The sequence below is a fragment of the Bacillus sp. LR--39 genome, assembly GCF_053613335.1.
The window spans coordinates 1,388,054-1,410,520 of record NZ_JBSIOT010000001.1 but is presented as its reverse complement, the minus strand read 5'-3'; the positions used below and the strand labels follow the sequence as shown (position 1 = coordinate 1,410,520).

Annotated in this window: 17 protein-coding genes and 1 riboswitch; all 17 genes read left to right on the top strand. The window is 46.9% G+C overall.

The features are described from left to right. The first annotated feature begins 175 nt into the window (after positions 1-175). The 17 genes from ACWHAR_RS06705 (at position 176) to pgeF (ending at position 22,463) form a co-directional block, all read left to right on the top strand. A complete protein-coding gene (locus ACWHAR_RS06705) occupies positions 176-1,648 on the top strand; it encodes a UDP-N-acetylmuramoyl-L-alanyl-D-glutamate--2,6-diaminopimelate ligase (RefSeq protein ID WP_003154436.1) in 1,473 nt (490 codons plus the stop codon). Positions 1,649-1,755: 107 nt separating this feature from the next. Continuing rightward, positions 1,756-2,730, top strand: a complete 975-nt coding sequence (mraY, locus tag ACWHAR_RS06700) for a phospho-N-acetylmuramoyl-pentapeptide-transferase (RefSeq protein WP_007409707.1) — start codon at positions 1,756-1,758, stop codon at positions 2,728-2,730. Further along, on the top strand, positions 2,731-4,086 hold the full coding sequence (gene murD / locus ACWHAR_RS06695; protein WP_032874827.1) for a UDP-N-acetylmuramoyl-L-alanine--D-glutamate ligase: 1,356 nt from the start codon (positions 2,731-2,733) through the stop codon (positions 4,084-4,086). A gap of 58 nt (positions 4,087-4,144) precedes the next feature. Continuing rightward, positions 4,145-5,245, top strand: coding sequence for a stage V sporulation protein E (spoVE, locus tag ACWHAR_RS06690; protein ID WP_003154430.1), 1,101 nt, complete (start codon positions 4,145-4,147; stop codon positions 5,243-5,245). Positions 5,246-5,361: 116 nt separating this feature from the next. After that, positions 5,362-6,453 (top strand): undecaprenyldiphospho-muramoylpentapeptide beta-N-acetylglucosaminyltransferase, encoded by a 1,092-nt coding sequence (gene murG / locus ACWHAR_RS06685; RefSeq protein WP_014417719.1) that lies wholly within the window; start codon positions 5,362-5,364, stop codon positions 6,451-6,453. Between the two features lie 25 nt (positions 6,454-6,478). Further along, on the top strand, positions 6,479-7,390 hold the full coding sequence (gene murB / locus ACWHAR_RS06680; RefSeq protein WP_032874829.1) for a UDP-N-acetylmuramate dehydrogenase: 912 nt from the start codon (positions 6,479-6,481) through the stop codon (positions 7,388-7,390). 128 nt (positions 7,391-7,518) lie between these two features. Next, on the top strand, positions 7,519-8,307 hold the full coding sequence (locus tag ACWHAR_RS06675; RefSeq protein WP_007409710.1) for a cell division protein FtsQ/DivIB: 789 nt from the start codon (positions 7,519-7,521) through the stop codon (positions 8,305-8,307). A 549-nt stretch (positions 8,308-8,856) separates the two neighbouring features. Next, positions 8,857-10,170, top strand: coding sequence for a cell division protein FtsA (gene ftsA / locus ACWHAR_RS06670; protein WP_003154425.1), 1,314 nt, complete (start codon positions 8,857-8,859; stop codon positions 10,168-10,170). Between the two features lie 35 nt (positions 10,171-10,205). Beyond that, complete coding sequence (ftsZ, locus tag ACWHAR_RS06665; RefSeq protein ID WP_003154424.1) at positions 10,206-11,354, top strand: cell division protein FtsZ; 1,149 nt, start codon at positions 10,206-10,208, stop codon at positions 11,352-11,354. Positions 11,355-11,625: 271 nt separating this feature from the next. Continuing rightward, entirely contained in the window at positions 11,626-15,921 is a 4,296-nt protein-coding gene (locus ACWHAR_RS06660) for a S8 family peptidase (RefSeq protein ID WP_032874831.1), read from the top strand. A gap of 216 nt (positions 15,922-16,137) precedes the next feature. Continuing rightward, on the top strand, positions 16,138-17,067 hold the full coding sequence (gene spoIIGA / locus ACWHAR_RS06655) for a sigma-E processing peptidase SpoIIGA (RefSeq protein WP_032874833.1): 930 nt from the start codon (positions 16,138-16,140) through the stop codon (positions 17,065-17,067). 57 nt (positions 17,068-17,124) lie between these two features. Further along, positions 17,125-17,844 carry an RNA polymerase sporulation sigma factor SigE gene (gene sigE, locus ACWHAR_RS06650; RefSeq protein WP_007409714.1) on the top strand — a complete coding sequence of 240 codons (720 nt, stop codon included), beginning with the start codon at positions 17,125-17,127 and terminating at the stop codon, positions 17,842-17,844. Between the two features lie 140 nt (positions 17,845-17,984). Further along, positions 17,985-18,767, top strand: coding sequence for an RNA polymerase sporulation sigma factor SigG (gene sigG / locus ACWHAR_RS06645; protein ID WP_003154420.1), 783 nt, complete (start codon positions 17,985-17,987; stop codon positions 18,765-18,767). A 128-nt stretch (positions 18,768-18,895) separates the two neighbouring features. Further along, on the top strand, positions 18,896-19,693 hold the full coding sequence (locus tag ACWHAR_RS06640) for an ABC transporter ATP-binding protein (protein WP_032874835.1): 798 nt from the start codon (positions 18,896-18,898) through the stop codon (positions 19,691-19,693). A gap of 4 nt (positions 19,694-19,697) precedes the next feature. Continuing rightward, a riboswitch (TPP riboswitch) is annotated at positions 19,698-19,803 on the top strand. A 76-nt stretch (positions 19,804-19,879) separates the two neighbouring features. After that, entirely contained in the window at positions 19,880-21,160 is a 1,281-nt protein-coding gene (locus ACWHAR_RS06635; RefSeq protein ID WP_032875223.1) for an acetylornithine deacetylase, read from the top strand. A gap of 60 nt (positions 21,161-21,220) precedes the next feature. Then, the gene (locus ACWHAR_RS06630; protein ID WP_003154415.1) at positions 21,221-21,472 is read left to right on the top strand and encodes a YlmC/YmxH family sporulation protein; all 252 of its coding nucleotides are present in this window, start codon (positions 21,221-21,223) and stop codon (positions 21,470-21,472) included. 154 nt (positions 21,473-21,626) lie between these two features. Continuing rightward, a complete protein-coding gene (gene pgeF / locus ACWHAR_RS06625) occupies positions 21,627-22,463 on the top strand; it encodes a peptidoglycan editing factor PgeF (protein ID WP_014304972.1) in 837 nt (278 codons plus the stop codon). Positions 22,464-22,467: the final 4 nt, after the last annotated feature.

Below are 22,467 nucleotides of genomic sequence, written 5' to 3'. Positions count from 1 at the left end.
TGTTTTCGGCTGCCTCTTATCGTAAAGAGAAAAAAAGAAGATAACTTTTAAGATTAACTGGATGTATCCTTTTATTTACGCTAAAATATGAACTGTATGTTTAAAAGCCATTCTGACTTTTATAAACGGTTATCATGATAAAAGAATGAATAGAATTTCTGAGAGGTTTGATACAATGAAACTTACAAAGCTGCTTACATATTTAATGGCCGAACCTGTTCAAAATGACTTTCATGACCCTGACATAACTTCAATTGAGATGGACTCCAGGGAAGTGAGAAAAGGGAGTCTTTTTGTGTGTATAAAAGGGTATACGGTAGACGGACATGATTTCGCCCAAAAAGCCGCAGAAAACGGCGCGGCGGCCATCGTTGCCGAGAAAGAGCTTGACGTCGATGTTCCTGTCATTATCGTCCGCCGGTCACAGCGGGCGCTCAGCGTTCTTTCTGACGCGTTTTACGGGCAGCCGACAAAGCAGCTTCAGCTTATCGGCATCACCGGCACAAACGGCAAAACATCAACGACGCACATGGTTGATGAGATTTTTAAAAAAGCGGGAAGACAGACCGGTTTAATCGGAACGATGTACATTAAAATCGGGGATGAGACATTCCCGGTCAAAAATACAACGCCCGAAAGCGTCACACTGCAAAAAACGTTCAAGAAAATGAATGATGAGCACGTTGACACAGCTATTATGGAAGTGTCTTCTCACGCTCTGTCACTCGGCAGGGTTCACGGCTGCGATTATGATATCGCCGTATTCACGAACCTGACGCAGGACCATTTAGATTATCATAAGACGATGGAAGACTACAGACAGGCTAAAAGCCTCCTGTTTTCCCAGCTGGGCGGCTCCTTTAACCATGAAAAGCCGAAGCGGGCCGTTTTAAACGCAGATGACAAAGCCAGTGCTTATTTTGAAAAAGTGACGGCGGCGCACATCCTTACATACGGAATCGAGAATGATGCCGATGTCATGGCGAAACAAATCGAGATCTCTGCGCAAGGCACAAGCTTTGAACTTGTTACGCCAAAAGGAACAAAGCAGATCACGGTTTCACTCGTCGGCCGCTTCAACGTGTATAACGTACTGGCTGCAGCGGCGACAGCGATCGCAGCGGGTCTGCCGTTTGATACGATCACAAGCGCTCTTGAAGAGCTGCAAGGTGTCAGAGGCCGGTTTGAACTGGTGAATCACAATCAGCCGTTTCCTGTGGTCGTCGATTATGCGCACACGCCTGACAGTCTGGAAAACGTTCTGAATACATGCAAAGACATGACAGAGGGCAAGCTTTTCGTCGTCGTCGGATGCGGCGGAGACCGGGACAAAACGAAACGCCCGAAAATGGCGGAAATTGCGGTGCGGATTGCCGACGAACCGATTTTCACTTCAGATAACCCGAGAAGCGAGGACCCGCTGGCCATATTAAGAGATATGGAAAGAGGGGTAGAAGGCACCTACTATCACAGTATCGCAAACCGCGAGCAGGCTATCTTTTTTGCCATTGCCAACGCGAAAAAGGGAGATGTGGTTCTGATTGCCGGGAAAGGGCATGAAACCTATCAGCAGATCGGCAATGAAACATTCGACTTTGATGACGCCGAAGTAGCGGGAAGAGCTATTGTTGAGCTGAATAAAAAGTAAAACAGGAAAGAGTGTTAGAATGAGGGAAATGAATAGAATTACGGGGACACAATGTGAATATGATAAATACGTATGTCGTTTGAACGAAACGGGAGGAGAAAAGAGCAATGCTTGAGCAAGTGATTTTATTTACAATAATAATGGGATTTTTAATCAGTGTTCTGATATCTCCGATTCTTATCCCGTTTTTAAGACGTTTAAAATTCGGCCAAAGTATCAGGGAAGAGGGGCCGAAATCACATATGAAAAAATCAGGGACGCCGACGATGGGCGGGGTCATGATTATTGTATCCATCGCCATTACGGCGATTGTCATGACGCAGAAATTTTCGCATCTGAGCGCGGAAATGTTTCTTCTGCTGTTTGTCACGATCGGATACGGTCTGCTCGGCTTTCTGGATGACTATATTAAAGTAGTAATGAAACGGAATCTCGGATTGACGTCGAAGCAGAAATTGATCGGCCAGATCATTATTGCCATTGTATTTTACGGAGTATATCATTATTGCCATTTTTCAACCGGCATCAGGGTGCCGGGCACACATCTGTCAATCGATCTCGGCTGGGGATACTTTATCCTCGTTCTCTTTATGCTTGTCGGAGGTTCAAATGCCGTCAATCTGACAGACGGTCTGGACGGTCTCTTGTCCGGTACCGCGGCTATCGCATTCGGCGCTTTCGCCATCCTTGCGTGGAACCAGTCACAATATGACGTTGCGATTTTCTCGGTTGCCGTTGTCGGCGCCGTTCTCGGTTTTCTTGTATTCAACGCCCATCCCGCCAAGGTATTTATGGGGGATACCGGTTCGCTTGCGCTCGGAGGAGCGATCGTGACCGTTGCCATTTTGACGAAGCTTGAAATTCTGCTCGTCATTATCGGCGGAGTATTTGTTATTGAGACCTTATCTGTTATCTTACAAGTCATCAGCTTTAAAACGACAGGAAAACGAATCTTTAAGATGAGTCCGCTTCACCACCATTACGAATTGGTCGGATGGTCTGAATGGAGAGTTGTCGTCACATTCTGGACTGCGGGACTGCTGCTTGCCGTTTTAGGAATTTACATCGAGGTGTGGTTATAAGTGGAAAACGAACTTTTTTTGCAAAAACAAAACTTTCTGGTCCTCGGACTGGCGAAAAGCGGATATGCGGCTGCGTCGATTCTTCATGAAAAAGGCATTAACGTCGTCGTGAATGATCAAAAAGCCTTTGAAGAGAACGAACCTGCCCAAAGGCTTGCAGAAAGAGGAATTGAAGTCATCTGCGGTGAGCATCCGACGTCACTTTTTGATCAGCATCACATTACCATTCTGATCAAAAATCCCGGAATCCCGTATGAAAATATCATGGTGGAGGAAGCGCAAAGAAGAGGCATCCCGGTCTGGACGGAAATCGAGCTTGCGTATTATATCACCAATGCAAAATTCATCGGCATTACAGGTTCAAACGGGAAAACAACAACGACGACCCTGATTTATGAAATGCTGAAAGCTGATTCGATAAAGACGCTGATCGCAGGGAATATCGGCACTGTCGCCAGTGAAGTGGCTTATCATGCTGACGGTGATGAATGGATCGTCACAGAGCTTTCTTCGTTCCAGCTTATGGGGACTCATGCGTTCAGACCTGAAATCGGCCTGATTTTAAATGTGTTCGACGCTCATTTGGATTACCATCACAGCCGTGAAAACTATGAAAAAGCCAAGCAGAACGTGTATCTTCATCAGCTTGAGAGTGATACGGCCATCGTGAATCAAAGCGATGAAACAGTCGTGCGGCTTGCCGAAAGCGGAAAAGCCGGCATCGTTCCGTTTTCAGTTCATCAGGAACTGTCAAGCGGCGCATTCATTAAAGACGGAATGCTGATGTTCGGCGATGAAGCGATTCTGCCTGTTGATGACATCGTACTGCCGGGCGCGCACAATCTAGAAAATATATTAGCCGCTGTAGCCGCAGCCAAAACGGCGGGCGCGTCTAATAAAGCGATTCAGAAGGTGCTGACAAGCTTTACCGGTGTCAAACACCGTCTGCAGTATGTAACAGCGATCCAGAATCGTAAATTTTATAATGACAGCAAAGCGACGAATATTTTGGCCACAAGCAAAGCGCTCTCCGCGTTCAAAGCTCCGGTTATTCTGCTTGCAGGCGGACTGGACCGCGGCAACGGTTTTGACGACCTGAAACCGTATATGGACAATGTCAAAGCGGTCCTGACGTTCGGACAGACAGCGCCGAAGATAGAAAAACTGGGCAATGAGCTGGGAATACAACATGTCAAACGTGTCGATAATGTTGAACAAGCAGTATCTGCGGCGTTTGCGCTCTCAAATGAAGGAGACGTCATCCTCTTGTCACCCGCGTGTGCAAGCTGGGATCAGTTCAAAACATTTGAAGAACGCGGTGACATGTTTATAGATGCCGTGCATATGCTTAAGTAAGGGCTTGTCTCTGTTCATCGGCAGCCCTAAATGACTTATGCTTGGGGTGTCGATTGCTTTGACTACTAAAAAAACAGCGCCTGATTTGTTATTAGTTATCATTACGTTATTGCTTTTAACAATAGGATTAATTATGGTCTACAGTGCAAGTGCGGTATGGGCGGATTATAAATTTGACGACTCGTTTTTCTTCGCGAAACGGCAGCTGCTGTTTGCGGGGATCGGCGTCATTGCCATGTTTTTCATTATGAATGTGGATTATTGGACATGGCGCACATGGTCGAAGCTGCTTCTGATCATTTGTTTTTTTCTGCTTGTGCTTGTGCTGATTCCGGGAGTCGGAATGGTGCGGAACGGTTCAAGAAGCTGGATCGGAGTGGGAGCGTTCAGCATTCAGCCTTCGGAGTTTATGAAACTCGCGATGATTGCGTTTCTGGCTAAATTTCTTTCTGAAAAACAGAAGAATATTACGTCATTCAGACGCGGATTCGTTCCCGCGCTCGGAATCGTGTTTTCTGCATTTATTATTATTATGTGCCAGCCGGATCTGGGAACGGGGACGGTAATGGTGGGCACGTGCATCGTGATGATTTTTGTTTCCGGTGCGCGAATCGCTCATTTTGCGTTTCTCGGACTCATCGGTTTAAGCGGATTTGCGGCACTAGTTCTGTCCGCTCCTTATCGGATTAAACGGATTACCTCTTACTTAAACCCGTGGGAGGATCCGCTTGGAAGCGGATTTCAGATCATTCAGTCGCTCTATGCCGTAGGTCCGGGCGGACTGTTCGGGATGGGGCTGGGTCAAAGCCGGCAAAAGTTTTTTTACCTGCCGGAGCCGCAAACCGATTTCATTTTTGCTATTTTATCTGAGGAACTCGGCTTTATCGGCGGTTCGCTCATATTGCTGCTGTTCAGTATTTTATTATGGCGGGGCGTCAGGATTGCCCTCGGCGCGCCGGATTTATACGGAAGCTTTGTCGCCATCGGTATTATTTCTATGATAGCTATTCAAGTCATGATTAATATCGGCGTTGTGACGGGGCTGATCCCGGTAACAGGAATTACGCTGCCGTTTTTAAGCTACGGAGGCTCATCACTGACGCTGATGCTCGCAGCGGTCGGCGTGCTTTTAAATGTCAGCCGGTACTCGAGGTATTGATCTGTATCTTGCCTCATCACTCATGATTTATTCGTTATCTATAAAAAAACAGACAACATCAATAACCCTGTCCTAAAAAACAGGGTTATCGCTATGTGATTAAGGGGGACATACGAATGCGTATTGCAGTAAGCGGAGGCGGAACCGGAGGACATATTTATCCGGCCCTGGCCTTTATTAAAGAAGTTCAGCGCCGGCATCCGGATGTGGAATTTTTGTATATCGGAACAGAGAACGGTCTTGAGAAAAAAATTGTTGAACGGGAAAATATTCCGTTTCGCGCCATTGAAATTACAGGTTTCAAACGAAAACTTTCTTTTGAAAATGTAAAAACCGTCATGCGTTTCTTAAAAGGCGTGACGAAAAGCAAATCATATTTAAAAGAGTTTAAACCGGATGCCGTTATCGGTACAGGCGGCTATGTATGCGGTCCGGTCGTATACGCGGCGGCAAAGATGGGAATTCCGACGATCATTCATGAGCAAAACAGCCTGCCCGGCATCACAAATAAGTTTCTCTCGAAATATGTTAATAAGGTGGCAATTTGCTTTGAAGAGGCAAAATCGCATTTTCCTGCTGAAAAAGTTGTGTTTACGGGAAACCCGAGAGCCTCTGAAGTCGTCTCTATTAAGACAGGCCGCTCATTAACTGAGTTCGGGCTGAAAGACAATCAAAAAACGGTGCTCATTTTCGGCGGAAGCAGAGGCGCGGCTCCCATTAACCGTGCCGTTATAGATATGCAGGAAGAATTGAAAACGAGACCTTACCAAGTCCTTTATATTACCGGGGAAGTGCATTACGAGAAGGTAACGGCTGAGCTGAAAGGCGGAAAAGCCGCTGATAATATGGTGACAAAACCGTTTTTGCACCAAATGCCGGAGTACTTACAATCAATTGATGTCATTGTGGCAAGAGCCGGAGCGACGACGATTGCGGAGATCACCGCTCTCGGCATTCCGAGCGTGCTTATTCCGAGCCCGTATGTAACAGCCAATCACCAGGAAGTCAATGCGAAGGCGCTCAGCCAGCATGATGCTGCAATCGTACTGAAGGAAACCGAGCTCAGCGGAGAAAAACTGATCGCTGCGCTGGACAAAATCGTCATGAATGAAGAAACCTTAAAAGACATGAGTGAGCGGACAAAATCACTCGGTGTTCCGGATGCGGCAGCCAGACTGTACAGTATCATGGAAGACATAAAAAAATAGAGCAAATGGAATGCGGAGGTTTATGATGGAGAACGTAATTCAGGAATTAAGAGACCGCGAAGTCGGCAAAGTGCTGGAACAAGAACCGCTCGCGAACCATACAACGATGAAAATCGGCGGTCCGGCGGACATTTTAATCATCCCCAACCGTGTGGAAGCGGTCAAAGATATTATGGAAATTGTGAAAAAACATGATCTGCCATGGACGGTTATCGGCCGCGGTTCAAATCTGCTCGTGCTTGATGAAGGCATAAGAGGAGTTGTCATCAAACTGGGCGCGGGTCTGGATCATTTGGAGATTGACGGTGATCAGGTGACGGTCGGAGGCGGCTATTCGGTCGTCCGGCTTGCGACTTCCATGAGTAAAAAAGGAATGTCCGGTCTCGAATTTGCAGCGGGCATTCCCGGATCAATCGGCGGAGCCGTCTATATGAATGCCGGGGCGCACGGATCTGATATGAGTGAGATTCTTGTGAAAGCCCGTATCTTATTTGAAGACGGCACAATCGAATGGCTGACAAACGAAGAGATGGATTTCAGCTACAGAACGTCTGTTTTGCAGAAAAAACGTCCCGGCGTCTGTATCGAGGCAGTTCTTCAGCTTGAGCAAAAGGAACGGGAAGCCATTACGGCGCAAATGCAGCAGAACAAAGATTACAGAAAAAATACGCAGCCGTATTCGAGCCCATGCGCCGGAAGCATATTCAGAAATCCGCTGCCGAATCATGCCGGAAACCTCGTTGAAAAAGCGGGATTAAAAGGACATCAGATCGGCGGAGCGAAAGTGTCCGAAATGCACGGGAATTTTATCGTCAATGCCGGCGGAGCGACTGCCAAGGACGTTCTTGACCTGATTGAATATGTGAAAAAGACAATCCGTGAGCAGTATGATGTTGACATGCATACAGAAGTTGAAATCATCGGAGGGAATCGTTAAAAGGTTCTCTGATTACATGAGCTCATGTGATATACTTTTAACAAATGTCAAACGGCATCACAGCATGCCGTTTGTTTTTCAATCAGACGAATGTCAAGCTGTTTCATTCTTAGTGAGGTGGACAGGCAGTGAACCCAAATCATGAAAGAGAAAAAATCGTAAATATTGAAGAGCGGATTCCGAAAATCAAAGAGCAGCGGAAACAAAAAGCAAACCGCCGGCTGATTTCATTCATTGTGCTCTTTTTTATGATGGTGCTGATCATCGTGTACTTGCAGATGCCGATCAGCAAAGTGTCTTCTGTCACCGTTTCCGGAAATGAAAACGTGTCTGTAAAAGAGATCAACGCGCTTTCTGATATACATAACGGACAAACCGAGTTCTGGAGTCTGAACAAGAAACAAACAGAAGAAAAGATTGAGCAGAATAAGCTGGTGAAAAAGGCGGAACTTTCAAAAGTATTTCCTAACAAAGTCAGCATTCACATTGAAGAATACAAGACGATCGCGTATCTGCAGCGACATGATGTGTATTATGAAGTGCTCGAAAACGGCACTGTGCTGCCGAACGAAGTCACGCCGGATGACGCGGGCCCGATTTTGGTTGACTGGACAAACGCGAAAAAGCGGGTCAAAATGGCGGAGCAGCTTGATAAGCTTTCCGGTTCGCTTAAGCAGTCGATTTCTGAAATCTATTATACACCGGTAAAAATGGATCAGGACCGGATCAAGCTGTATATGAACGACGGGTATGTAGTTACCGCTTCTATTAAAACGTTTGCCGGCCGGATGAAGACCTATCCTTCTATCGTTTCCCAGCTGGACGGCGGGAAAAAGGGGATTATCCACTTAGAAGTCGCTACGTATTTTGAAGAATTTAACAAAGGTAAATCCGGCAAGAAAAAAGAAAATGATTAATAGTTCTAAAGAACTAATTTAAAGGTGATTCAAAAGAATCTATTACAATCAGCGGGGCAGCCGATATAACCGATAGCGGAATCATTATGACTATGTTTGTTTTTGCCCGGGATATGGCTGCCGGACAAGCGGAAAATTCTCAATGCAATGGGCGTGTCTTCTGCAGTGAGCACTGCATTTGGAATTTTCCTCCTGTTTCTTCTTTTTTCGGATGTTTCTGGCAATATCTATAGCTTTTCTGGAGGTTCATCTTAGTGTAGACTAAGGGAAAGCGGATATATTTGCATCTGGATTGCACAGTATGACACCGTGACAAGAAATCTTACGGTAAGGTGGGCCGTCTCTAAAAAAAATAAAAAAAATGCGATATAAAAGAGGATATACATAGAATATAACGAATAGTTTCATTAAACATAAATTGTGAGAAATCAGATAAGAATTTGTTGATGCTGTTGTTTTTGTTACACACTTGTAAAGCCACATTCATTGTATTGTTGTTCCGCAAATAATAGAATAGAATTTGATCGAAATGTGAGGAGGTGCCATAGAATGAACAACAATGAACTTTACGTCAGTCTTGACATCGGTACGTCCAATACAAAAGTGATCGTCGGAGAAATGACAGATGATTCCCTTAACATTATCGGAGTGGGAAATGTGCCGTCTGAAGGGTTGAAAAAAGGCTCAATCGTTGATATAGATGAAACCGTTCATTCTATAAGAAAAGCGTTTGACCAAGCTGAAAGAATGGTAGGTTTTCCGCTGAAAAAAGCCATTGTCGGCGTTAATGGAAATTATATTCATATTCAAGATACGAACGGCGTTGTCGCTGTTTCCAGTGAAAACAAAGAAATTCACGTTGAAGACGTCCGCAGGGTAATGGAAGCGGCACAGGTCGTGTCAGTTCCGCATGAGCAGCTGATCGTTGACGTCGTTCCGAAACAGTTTATCGTTGACGGAAGAGACGAAATTACCGATCCGAAAAAAATGCTCGGCGTGCGCTTGGAAGTAGAAGGCACGCTGATTACCGGCTCCAAAACGATCTTACATAATTTACTTCGCTGTGTGGAGAGAGCGGGCGTTGAAATTACTGATATCTGCCTGCAGCCGCTTGCGGCCGGTTCGGCGGCTTTGTCAAAAGACGAAAAAAACCTCGGAGTCGCCATGATTGATATCGGCGGCGGCTCGACGACGGTGGCGGTATTTGAACAGGGGCACCTGAAGGAGACAGCCGTCATTCCGCTCGGAGGCGAAAACATCACGAAAGATGTATCGATCGGATTGCGCACTTCCACCGAAGAGGCTGAAAGAGTAAAAAAACAATTCGGACATGCATTCTACGATGAGGCTTCAGAAGATGAAGTATTTGAAGTCACCGTCATAGGAACGAATCAAAAGCAATCTTTTACACAGCAGGAAATTGCCAATATTATTGAAGCAAGAGTGGAAGAGATTCTTGAGATTGCCGCAGCCGAAATTGAGCATATGGGAATTACAGATCTGCCCGGCGGCTTTGTGCTGACCGGCGGACAGGCCGCAATGCCCGGAGTGCTTTCATTGGCACAGGAAGTGCTGAGGCACAATGTAAGGGTCGCAAGCCCGAATTACATCGGTGTAAGAGACCCTCAGTATATGACGGGTGTTGGCTTGATACAATTTGCCTGCCGAAATGCCAGAATTCAGGGAAGAAAAATAGGCTTTCATATGCCGGAAGAAGCCGTGCAGGAAATCGCGGTCTCTCACGAAGAAGAACATCATCAGCGGCCAGAGGCGCAGCAGCGTCCAAAAGCAAAACAAAAAACACAAGCCGAACACAACAAACCGAGCAAAATGAAAAAACTATTAAGCATGTTTTGGGAATAGATTGATAGTCATTCGGCAGATTAGGAGGATTTAGCATGTTGGATTTCGAAACAAACATAGACGGCTTAGCATCAATTAAAGTAATCGGAGTAGGAGGCGGCGGTAATAACGCGGTCAACCGAATGATTGAAAATGAAGTGCAGGGTGTAGAGTACATTGCGGTAAACACGGACGCGCAAGCTCTTAACCTGTCAAAAGCGGAAGTGAAAATGCAGATCGGGGAAAAGCTGACCCGCGGTCTCGGAGCGGGAGCGAATCCGGAAGTCGGCAAAAAAGCCGCTGAAGAAAGTAAGGAACAAATCGAAGAAGCGCTAAAAGGCGCTGATATGGTGTTCGTTACAGCCGGAATGGGAGGCGGTACCGGAACGGGAGCCGCACCGGTTATCGCGCAAATCGCAAAGGACTTAGGCGCTTTGACTGTCGGTGTCGTAACAAGACCGTTTACATTTGAAGGAAGAAAACGCCAGCTGCAGGCTGCAGGCGGTATCACGGCAATGAAAGAAGCCGTTGACACACTGATCGTTATTCCGAATGACCGCATTCTTGAAATTGTCGATAAAAACACACCGATGCTTGAAGCATTCCGTGAAGCTGATAACGTGCTTCGCCAAGGGGTGCAAGGTATCTCTGACCTCATCGCGACGCCTGGTTTAATCAACTTGGACTTTGCCGATGTCAAAACCATCATGTCCAACAAAGGTTCAGCATTGATGGGTATCGGGATCGCTACGGGCGAAAGCCGTGCTGCTGAAGCCGCCAAAAAGGCGATCTCCAGTCCGTTACTGGAAGCGGCAATCGACGGAGCGCAAGGTGTTTTGATGAACATTACGGGAGGTACAAACCTGAGCCTCTACGAAGTGCAGGAAGCAGCCGACATCGTCGCTTCTGCATCTGACCCTGATGTCAACATGATTTTCGGTTCAGTTATCAATGAAAATCTGAAAGATGAAATCGTCGTCACCGTTATTGCGACCGGTTTTATCGAACAGGAAAAAGATGACTCAAAACCGCAGCGACCGACTTTAAACCAAGGATTGAAGTCTCAAAGCCAAAACGCTGCGAAACGGGAGCCGAAACGAGAAGAAACACAGCATCAAAACACGGTGAACCGCCATACATCACAGCCGGCGGATGATGCCCTCGACATTCCTACATTTTTAAGAAACCGCAACAAACGCGGCTGATGTAAAAAAGGACAAGACCACATGGTTTTGTCCTTTTTCTTTTGTGCACAGTCTTCCTTCCTATTCCCGTAATCTATACAGTGAAAAAAGCAACTTTATACCTATGACGAATTGATTGTTTTTTAGTTTCATACGGTTTTCTACAGAATGTGACAATATCTGGATGTAAGATTGTCTACATTTAACGTACAGCATCGAAAATGACAAACGATTCCAATCTGAAGGAGGGATACACATTTTATAGGGCGTTACCAAATAAGGGGGGATACGATTGAAGAAAAAAACGAGAAACAGATGGACAGGCTCCGTTTTAAGCGCGATTGTCGTCAGTTCCCTGTTGTTTCCGGGTGCAGCCGGAGCGAACAGCACACCGGGAGCAGTTTCTTTCACCAAAGATCTTTCTTCCTCTAAGAGCATTCAGCATAAGATTTCCGATTCAGTCAAGAAGCGTTTTGAAAAAAATGATAAAATCACGTTTCTTATCAAATTTAAAGAGAAAGCCAATACGAAAAAAGCGGTCAAAGAAGCAGAAAAAAACGCCAAGTCTCAATCGCTTTCCGCAGCAAAAACCGAATATCAAAAGCGGTCAGCCGTCGTTTCTTCTTTAAAACTGGCGGCTCATGATGCGCAGCAGAATCTGAAAACATATTTGGAAAAACAAAAAAAGAAAGGCAAGGCTGATCACATCCATTCCTATTATATTGTCAACGGAATGGCAGTCACTGCTTCGAAAGAGGTAATGGAAAAAGCCGCCTCATTTCCTGAAGTAGAAAAAGTTCTTCCGAATGAAAAACGTCAGCTTACTCAACGACAATCAAAAGCTCCTTTTCAAATGAAGAAAAAACAAAAAGAGATCAAAGCAAAGGAAGGCATCGAATGGAATATCAGCCAAATTGATGCGCCGCAGGCCTGGGCCTCAGGATACGACGGAACCGGCACGGTTGTCGCCTCCATTGATACGGGAGTTCAGTGGGATCATCCGGCGCTTAAGGAAAAATACCGGGGTTACGATCCTGAAAATCCCGCAGCGCCGAATCATGAAATGAACTGGTATGATGCCGTGTCCCATAAAGACGCTCCCTACGATGATCTTGAACACGGCACTCATGTAACAGGGACCATGACGGGTTCAGAACCTGACGGCTCAAATCAAATCGGTGTGGCTCCGGGGGCGAAATGGATCGCAGTAAAAGCATTTTCAGATGACGGAGGAACCGATGCCGATATTTTGGATGCCGGTGAATGGGTGCTCGCGCCTAAAGATAAAAACGGCACGCCGCATCCCGAGATGGCGCCGGATGTTGTTAATAATTCCTGGGCAGGCGGTTCGGGAATGGACGAGTGGTACCGCGATATGGTGAATGCGTGGAGAGCGGCAGGGATTTTTCCGGAATTCTCTGCGGGAAATGAAGACTTATTTACACCGGGAGGACCGGGTTCAATCGCAAATCCGGCCAATTATCCTGAAGCATTTGCGACAGGTGCGACTGACATCGACAAGAAACTCGCTGATTTCTCACTTCAAGGCCCCTCACCGTATCATGAAACAAAACCGGACATTTCGGCTCCGGGAGTGAATATCCGTTCTTCGATTCCTGGAGGAACATACGAAGGCGGCTGGGACGGAACTTCAATGGCCGGGCCGCATGTGGCGGCGACGGCGGCTTTGTTAAGGCAGGCGAACGCCTCTATTACGGTCGATGAAATGGAAGACGTTTTGACGCGCACCGCGGAAAAACTGACAGATTCCGTTTTTCCGGAATCACCGAATAACGGTTACGGCCACGGTCTCGTTAACGCTTTTGATGCCGTTTCTGCCGTAACGGACGGAATCGGGAGCGTAGAAGGCAAGGTCTCTTCTGCGGGCGAAGATCACAATCCGCCCAGCTTTCACCATGAACCGGTCTCAGTGGCTTACAAAGGGGCAAACCTTCCGTTGACGGTTACAGCAGAAGACGATGTAAGCGTAACTGAAGTCATCCTTTCCTATCAGGTTGATGAAGGAGAGTGGAAAACGACAGCCGCCGTTCAAAAAAGCGGTGATGAAAAAAAGGGAACATACCAGGCGGAAATTCCGGATGTAACGGGAAGCAAGATAAGTTATAAATGGACCATAAAAGATTTCGGAGGTCATTCTGTAGAATCTGATACGTACCGGGCTGACGTGAAACCGAGCATTACGGCGGGATACAAAGAGGATTTTGAATCACAGCCGGCGGGCTGGTCCAGTTACAGGACACATGACCAATGGGAATGGGGGATCCCGGGTTCAGGGCCCGGCGCCGCATTTTCCGGAGATAAAGTGTATGCGACGAATCTGTCCGGCCCTTATGCCGATTCAGCCAACATGAATTTGGTGATGCCTCCGATTCAAGTTCCGGAAACAGGACGGCTGTTTTTGCAATTTAAAAGCTGGCACAAGCTCGAAGAATTTTTTGATTACGGGTATGTGTTCGTTCTTCCGGAAGGAAAATCAAATTGGGAGCAGGCGGCCGTTTACAATGGTGACTCCGCAGGATGGAACGATGAAGAGGCAGATTTATCTGCGTATAAAGGCCAAAACATAAAGCTCATGTTTAATATGCAGTCAGACGAAGTACTGAATGAAGACGGATGGTATATCGATGATGTCCGGCTTTCAAGCAGCTCTCTCGGCAAGGCGGCTAAAAAAAGTAAGCACAATAGGCAAACACCTCCCGGCCACCTGAAGAAAAAAGCTGTCAGTCCGAAACAGGCCAAACCGGCAGTGAAATCACCCGGAAAAAGAGTGAAACGTGAAACAAACCTCCTGCCTCTCAGAGCGCAAATCAGTGTCGCCGAGACGGGGAAATCCGTATATTCCGACCCTGCAAGCGGAAGCTACAGCCTGTCGCATAAGGCGGGAAGCTATACGCTGAAAGCAGAGGCTTACGGATTTAAGTCCGCTTCGAAACAAGTTTCTATTCAATCAGACAAAACCGCACAGGCAGACTTTACACTGGAGCAAATGCCGTCCGGCACGCTAAAAGGAACCATCACCAATCAGTCAACAGGCAAACCGGTAAAAGGGGCTGCGCTTTATGTGGTCGAGGATGCCGCAATTGAACCGGCGGTGACAAACGATAAAGGGGAATATTCGCTTAAGGCGTACGAAGGCTCCTACACAATCAAAGTAGCGGCAAAAGGCTATTACAATAGCGAATTTTCTGTTGACATCAAAGGGGATGCTGAAAAAAACGTCAAGCTTAAGCCGTATATCGGTTATGAAGGGGAAATTGCCTATGATAACGGGACAGAAGAAGCCGCGCTGTCATATTTTAAAGCCGGCAGCAAATCTGCCGTTAAGATGACGCTTAAAGATGGAAAAGGACACGGTATGCTGACGGGAGGCCTTTTTAAATTTTGGGGCGCAGACTGGCCTGATCCGGGAGGTACCGAATTTCAAGCGGAAGTATATGATGCATCCGGCCCTGATGGAGCTCCGGGCAGCAAAATTGCCGGCCCGTTCCAAGCTGAAGCGCTTCGAAACGGAGAATGGACCAAAGTGGATCTCAGCTCAAAAGGAATCGCGGTCGGAAAGGATTTTTATCTTGTGTTCCGCCAGACGAAACCTGACCCTTATACACCTGCCCTGTCATCTGATGACGGCAGTCCGTACTCGAACAGAAACTGGCAATACCTTGACGGCCGCTGGTCTAAAACCGATAAATCAGACGGAAACTTTATGATCAGGGCTTTGGTCGACTACGAAGCTTCTGTGCCTGACATAACGTCGCCTGAAGACCGGTCATTTACAAACAAGAAGTCAATCACGGTGAAAGGAACGGCTTCACCAAAAACCGCTGTCCGTCTTACCAATAACGGTAAAACCGCCGCAGAAACGAAAGCAGATGCAGACGGCAATTTCCAGGCCGGCGTCACACTCACTAAAGATGCCAATCGGCTGACGGCAGCATCTGTGACAGTCAGCGGGTCAACCGATGAGTCACGCCCTGTCACGGTCATACTGGATGAGGATAAGCCGGATGTGACGATTGACAGTCCGGCAAACGGTGATAAAACAAATAAAGAAACAGTGACCGTAAAAGGAAAAGTGCACGACGCCCATTTAAAATGGGTAAAGGTGAACGGAAAAAAAGCTGAAGTAAATAACGGTTCTTATCAAGCGAGAACCCTCCTGGAAAACGGCAGCAATGAGATCAAGGTCACGGCCTCAGATGAAGCGGGTAACAAAACAACGAAAAAGACGGTGATCGATGTCAATTACAATGCTCCCGTCATTTCCGGATTGGTTCCCGGAGCGGATAAGGAATTAAAAGCCGGAGAATCAGTGAAAATCGCTTTTTCAAGCGGAAAGAAATTAGACGCTTCCTTCGTTATCCGTCTGCCTCTGACAAACGCCCGGGCAGGGAACCAAAACGCAACAGAGCTTCCGCTGAGAGAAATTTCTCCGGGACGATATGAGGGTTACTGGACGGCGACTTCTTCCGTCAAAGCAAGCGGAGCAAAAATTGACGTTATCGCTAGAGATGACTACGGAAATGAAACGAGACAGACGGCTAAAGGAAAACTTTATATCAATGAGTAAAAACAGAGCGCTGCCAGATCACGGCAGCGCTTTTTTAGTTGAAGCGGACAATAGGAAAGCAACCCTTTCGGCCCTCGACAAATAAAACGGTTATCCCTTAAAAATTGTACTTTACCCTCAACATTAATTGACAGACTTTCCCACAGAGCTTGCTTTATACTTATGAAACAAGAGAGAGAAACAGATATGTAAGACAAAAGAGGAAAGGGGTCAGATGTGAAAATCTATCTGGATGTCATTTGGCTGTTGAACTTTTGTTTTGATTCTCTTTTGCTTTTATTGACCGCCTTTATTTTAAAACGCCAGGTGAAAAAAAGAAGAGTGGCCGCCGGCGGTTTCATCGGGTCAGCCATTGTGCTTCTGATGTTTACGCCTGTTTCTCCCTTTGTGGAGCATCCGGCGGGAAAAATGGCGTTTTCAGTAGTCATCGTGCTTGCGGCTTTTGGCTTTAAACGGTTCCGATACTTTTTTCAAAATTTGTTCGCCTTTTATTTCGCGACTTTTCTCGTCGGCGGGGGAATGATCGGCGTACATTCCCTGCTGCAGACAGAATCAATTGTGCAGCAAGGCGTAATGGTCACAAGCCAGACCGGATTCGGCGACCCGATCAGCTGGATGTTTGTAGTTATCGGATTTCCAGCCATATGGTTTTTTTCGAAAAAGAGAATTGAAGACATCGAGACGAAGTCCATTCAGTACGATGAACTTGTCATGGTGCAGGCGGAATTCAGCGGACAGACAATCCGCGCGAAAGGATTGGTGGATTCCGGGAATCAGCTGTATGATCCGCTGACGAAAACGCCGGTCATGATCCTTTGCATTGACAAATTCGCTCCGATTCTCAGTGAAAAGGAAACGGACCTCATCAAATCCGCCAGTCCGCTTGAAGTGATAGAGCGGCTTGATGATTCGTTCCGCCATGCGGATAAGCTGAGGCTGATTCCATACAGGGGCGTCGGCCAGGACAATCAATTTTTACTCTGTTTAAAGCCGGATTACGTCACGATTTTAACAAAAGACGAAATGATCGCTTGTGAAAAATGCCTGATCGGCATCAGCACGAAACCATTATCCGCGGACGGTGAATTTGACGGAATCGTTCATCCGAAGATGCTGACAGGGAAGGCTGTAAAACATGTTTCCTGACGAAAAGTCTGTTATTCATCATACTCAAAACGCGTTGTATTTAGAAGGGGGAGGAAGATGAAAAAACTTAAGCTGCGTCTGACATATTTGTGGTATAAATGGCTGATGAAACTCGGACTGAAAAGCGATGAAGTGTATTACATAGGAGGAAGCGAGGCGCTGCCGCCGCCTTTGTCTAAAGAAGAGGAGCAGGTGCTCTTATTAAAGCTGCCGAGCGGGGATCAGGCGGCGCGGGCCATTCTGATTGAGAGAAACTTACGTCTTGTCGTTTACATTGCCCGCAAATTCGAAAATACCGGCATCAATATCGAGGACTTAATCAGCATCGGCACCATCGGTTTGATCAAAGCGGTAAACACTTTTAATCCGGAAAAGAAAATCAAACTCGCCACCTACGCGTCGCGATGTATCGAAAACGAAATTTTAATGTACTTGCGCCGAAACAACAAAATCCGTTCAGAGGTGTCCTTTGATGAACCGCTGAATATTGATTGGGACGGAAACGAGCTGCTGCTTTCGGATGTGCTCGGCACAGATGATGATATTATTACAAAAGACATTGAAGCCAATGTGGATAAAAAACTTTTGAAAAAAGCGCTTGAGCAATTAAACGAAAGAGAAAAGCAGATTATGGAACTGCGTTTCGGGCTTGTCGGAGAAGAAGAAAAAACACAAAAAGATGTAGCCGACATGATGGGGATTTCACAATCTTATATCTCCCGGCTCGAAAAGCGGATTATCAAAAGACTGAGAAAAGAGTTTAACAAAATGGTGTAAAATTTTTTCCATCTGACAGCCCTTACTGCTGCAAGGATTGCCGCAGCCGGATGTTTATTTCTGTAAAATGGCGGTGCATATTTTTCCCACCCGAGGAGATACTTAACGTTGTACAGCAGCTCCTAGTGGGAGGGAAAAACGTGTCAAGAAATAAAGTCGAAATTTGCGGGGTGGATACCTCCAAATTACCGGTGCTCAAGAATGAAGAGATGAGAAAGCTGTTTAGGCAATTACAGGATGAGGGCGATGATTCAGCGAGGGAAAAGCTTGTAAACGGCAATCTGCGCCTTGTCTTAAGCGTCATTCAGAGGTTTAACAACAGAGGAGAGTATGTTGATGACTTATTTCAGGTCGGCTGCATCGGACTAATGAAATCCATTGATAATTTTGACCTAAGCCATAATGTTAAGTTTTCAACATACGCTGTACCGATGATCATCGGAGAAATCCGCAGATATTTGCGGGATAACAATCCGATCCGCGTCTCGAGGTCGCTTCGCGATATCGCATATAAAGCGCTTCAAGTAAGAGAGCGGCTAATCAGTGAGACAAGCAGGGAGCCGACAGCAGAGGAAATCGCCAAAGTTCTTGAAGTGCCCCATGAAGAAATTGTGTTTGCCCTTGACGCCATCCAGGATCCGGTTTCACTGTTTGAGCCGATTTATAATGACGGCGGCGATCCGATTTACGTGATGGACCAGATCAGCGATGAGCGCAACAAGGATACACAATGGATTGAGGAGCTGGCTCTGAAAGAAGGCATGAGAAGACTGAACGAACGGGAAAAAATGATTTTGCGAAAGCGCTTTTTCCAAGGGAAAACTCAAATGGAAGTCGCTGAAGAAATCGGCATATCCCAAGCTCAGGTCTCAAGGCTTGAAAAGGCAGCCATTAAACAAATGAATAAGAATATCCATCAATAACGGAAAAAGCCTTTAAACCTTGTTTAAAGGCTTTTTTCATGCGATGGTTTACGTTTGCAAAAAAGTAATGTATTCTAATGTGTAAAAGTTTTTAGAAAATTTAAATAAAGTAAACGGGGGAAACGGCAATGATTTTACAGCTGGACAGTGTGTCATTAAAAAGAAACGGGAAATGGATTTTGAAAGATATTAACTGGCGCGTCGAGAAAAACGAAAATTGGGTGCTGTACGGATTAAACGGAGCCGGAAAAACGGCTTTGCTGAATATGTTATGCTCTTATTACTTCCCCACTTCAGGAGAGATGCAGGTGCTCGGCCATCAATTCGGCAAAACAGAGCTCGGTGACAGGCTCAGAAGGAAAATCGGCCTTGTTTCGGCAGGTCTTCAGCACAAATTATATGCCGCGGACTCCGCTTTTGAAATCGCCCTCAGCGGCGCGTACGCCTCAATCGGGCTGTACGAAACTCCGAGTGAGCAGGTAAGGGAAAAAGCGATCGGTCTTCTGAAGGATTTGGGCGCCATCGGTTACGCCGACAGGCGGTATGAAACATTATCACAAGGGGAAAGACAAAGAGCGCTGATTGCGCGGGCGCTTATGGCTGATCCCAAACTGCTGATTTTGGACGAGCCCGTGACGGGTCTTGATTTTATGGCAAGGGAGCAGCTGCTGGACACGATTACGTCGATCGCCGAAAAAGAAAATGCGCCGTCCATCCTTTATGTCACCCATCACGCTGAAGAAATTCTGCCGGTATTTGATCAGGCGCTGCTTTTAAAACAGGGCGAGGTGTTCGCCTCCGGGAAAATCAGGGACATGCTTTCTGACGAGCGGCTTACAGCGTTTTTCGATATGCCTGTCAATGTCTTATGGAACAATGGCCGCCCGTTTTTAACACGTGCAAAAGAGGCATCATCCGTAAAATAACATAAATTCACCCTGGGGGTGCTGCCATGCGGCTGAGAGAGACGTTTGTCTCAACCCTTAACGGACCTGATCCGGATCATGCCGGCGGAGGGAAGCGGTGAAAAAAGCGGAGGAAGATCCGTTTTTTACCCGTTTCATTTCATGAATGAAACGGGTTTTTTGATACAGCCAAAGGGGAGATTTCCAATGCATCAGATTGATATGCTGTTACATCAGGCGGAGAAACGGCGGCAAGACTTCATACTTATTGCTGAAAGACTGATAGCCTTTCCCACTCCGGCCCCGCCGGCAAGAAATACGGCAGAAGCCCAAAAGTGGGTGGCCGGCTTTTTAAAAGAAACCGGCTGCTCGGTCGATATGTGGGATGTGTATCCGGAAGACCCGAATGTAGTCGGTGTTTTAAAAGGGACAGATTCAAGCAGGCATCAAAGCCTGATTTTAAACGGACACATTGATGTGGCAGAAGCCGGGGGCGAAGACTGGCACTCTGACCCGTTTCAGCCGCTCGTAAAAGACGGCATGCTGATCGGAAGGGGCGCCGCTGATATGAAAGGGGGGTTGGCGTGTGTTCTTTTCTCTCTGAAGCTGATCCATGATGCCGGCATTAAGCTTCCGGGCGACCTCATTGTACAGTCTGTAATCGGAGAAGAAGTCGGTGAGGCGGGGACGCTGGAATGCTGCAAACGCGGCTATCACGCGGATTTTGCGGTTGTCGCGGATACGAGCAGTCTGCATATTCAAGGGCAGGGCGGTGTCATCACCGGCTGGATAGAATTGAAAAGCAAACAAACATTTCATGACGGCATGAGGCGCAATATGATTCACGCGGGCGGAGGCACATTCGGAGCGAGCGCCATCGAAAAAATGGCGAAAATCATCGCTGCCTTGGGAGAGCTGGAGCGCCACTGGGCGGTAACGAAAAGCTATCCCGGCTTTGCGCCCGGCACCAATACGATCAACCCCGCCGTCATTGAAGGCGGAAGACACGCAGCGTTTGTCGCCGATGAGTGCCGGTTATGGATCACCGTCCACTTTTATCCGAACGAAACGCACGAACAAGCAGCCGCAGAAATCGAAGACTATATTAATCGTGTCGCTGACAGTGATCTGTGGCTCAAAGAAAACAGGCCGGTGTTCAAATGGGGCGGATCTTCGATGATTGAAGACAGAGGAGAGGTGTTCCCGGCGCTGGAAATCGACCCGGACCATCCGGCAGTTTCTGTCTTGGCTGCATCACACTCAGCCGTCAAAAAACAGGAGCCCGTCATTAATGTTTCCCAAACCGTAACTGACGGAGGGTGGCTTTATCATGCCGGGATTCCGAGCGTCATATACGGTCCCGGCGATTTAAAAAACGCCCACTCCGTAAACGAGGAAGTGTCTGTTGATGAGCTTATGGACTATACGAAAATCATGCTGAGATTTATCCTCGGCTGGTGCAGCCGCAAAAAAGATTGCCCGATGTGACAAGGTTCAGCCCGGCCGTTCATATAATAGGAAAAAGAACGGGCAAAGGGCGTGATACGGATGATCAGCATATCTGAATTTCAAATAAAAGATGTGGTAAACGTGTCGAACGGAAAAAAACTCGGAAGCATCGGTGATATTGATATTAACGTGACAACGGGAAAAATTCAGGCGATTATTTTAGGCGGCAGCGGAAAAGTTCTCGGTTTTTTCGGAAAAGAAGAGGAAATGATCATTCCTTGGCGAAATATAGTTAAAATTGGGGAAGATGTCATCTTAGTGCGTGTAAACGAACCAAAGGGGGGAGCGTAATCCTCCCTTTACTTGTAAAATGCCGGAAATCTCAATGTTTCCGGCACATTTATTTATCTCATTTTTCAATCAGCCGCTAAACGTATGCTCAAAATTGTGTTAAAATGAGTTGGAAATTACGCTTTTTTAATGTTTGTCGAAAGGTTGGATCTCCATGAATACATATCACCCGTTTAGTCTTACCACCCCCTCGGCACTCATGATAGAAGACTGGAACTGTGTGAATCAGCTTAACACAAAGGTCATCGCCGGATTCACAACGAAAAACGGCGGGGTCAGCAATCCTCCGTATGAGTCATTAAATACCGGATTGCACGTCCGGGACGAAGCTCATGATGTTGTGACAAACCGTGAAGTCATAGCGTCCTTATGCGGTACTGATCTGGATTCCTGGGTGTTCGCCGACCAGACACATGAAAACCGCGTCCGGCGCGTGACAGCCGGGGATAAAGGAAAAGGAGCGAGAGACTATTCTTCCGCATTCCGCGGGACGGACGGGCTCTACACGAAAGATGCGAATCTTTTTTTGGCCCTTTGTTTTGCGGACTGTGTGCCCTTGTATTTTTATGACCCGGTAAAATCCATTATCGGCGCTGCCCATGCCGGATGGAAAGGGACGGTCAAACAAATCGGACGCATCATGACGGAACGCTGGGTAAACGAAGAAGGCTCCCGTTTAACAGATATTCAGGCTGTCATCGGTCCGTCCATCAGCGCGGGAAGCTATACAGTCGACGATCGCGTCATCAATGAAGTGCGGGCGCTGCCTTTTACGGCTGAATCCGCTATATGCGAAACGGAAAAAGGCCAGTATCAGCTTGATTTAAAAGAGGTCAACCGCCTTCTTCTGATACATTGCGGTATTCCGGAAGAAAACATTTCAGTCAGCGGTTTATGCACCGAACGAGAGCGTGAACTATTCTTTTCACACCGCCGCGACAAAGGGAAAACGGGACGCATGATGTCCTTTATCGGAATGAAGGAGGCGTAAGATC

What these genes read in the sequence shown, in the direction of transcription:
- pgeF (WP_014304972.1), top strand. Translation starts at nt 21,627, where the DNA reads ATGAATACATATCACCCGTTTAGTCTTACCACCCCCTCGGCACTCATG.
- murG (WP_014417719.1), top strand. Translation starts at nt 5,362, where the DNA reads ATGCGTATTGCAGTAAGCGGAGGCGGAACCGGAGGACATATTTATCCG.
- ACWHAR_RS06630 (WP_003154415.1), top strand. Translation starts at nt 21,221, where the DNA reads ATGATCAGCATATCTGAATTTCAAATAAAAGATGTGGTAAACGTGTCG.
- ACWHAR_RS06705 (WP_003154436.1), top strand. Translation starts at nt 176, where the DNA reads ATGAAACTTACAAAGCTGCTTACATATTTAATGGCCGAACCTGTTCAA.
- ACWHAR_RS06635 (WP_032875223.1), top strand. Translation starts at nt 19,880, where the DNA reads ATGCATCAGATTGATATGCTGTTACATCAGGCGGAGAAACGGCGGCAA.
- ftsZ (WP_003154424.1), top strand. Translation starts at nt 10,206, where the DNA reads ATGTTGGATTTCGAAACAAACATAGACGGCTTAGCATCAATTAAAGTA.
- ftsA (WP_003154425.1), top strand. Translation starts at nt 8,857, where the DNA reads ATGAACAACAATGAACTTTACGTCAGTCTTGACATCGGTACGTCCAAT.
- murB (WP_032874829.1), top strand. Translation starts at nt 6,479, where the DNA reads ATGGAGAACGTAATTCAGGAATTAAGAGACCGCGAAGTCGGCAAAGTG.
- mraY (WP_007409707.1), top strand. Translation starts at nt 1,756, where the DNA reads ATGCTTGAGCAAGTGATTTTATTTACAATAATAATGGGATTTTTAATC.
- sigE (WP_007409714.1), top strand. Translation starts at nt 17,125, where the DNA reads ATGAAAAAACTTAAGCTGCGTCTGACATATTTGTGGTATAAATGGCTG.
- ACWHAR_RS06640 (WP_032874835.1), top strand. Translation starts at nt 18,896, where the DNA reads ATGATTTTACAGCTGGACAGTGTGTCATTAAAAAGAAACGGGAAATGG.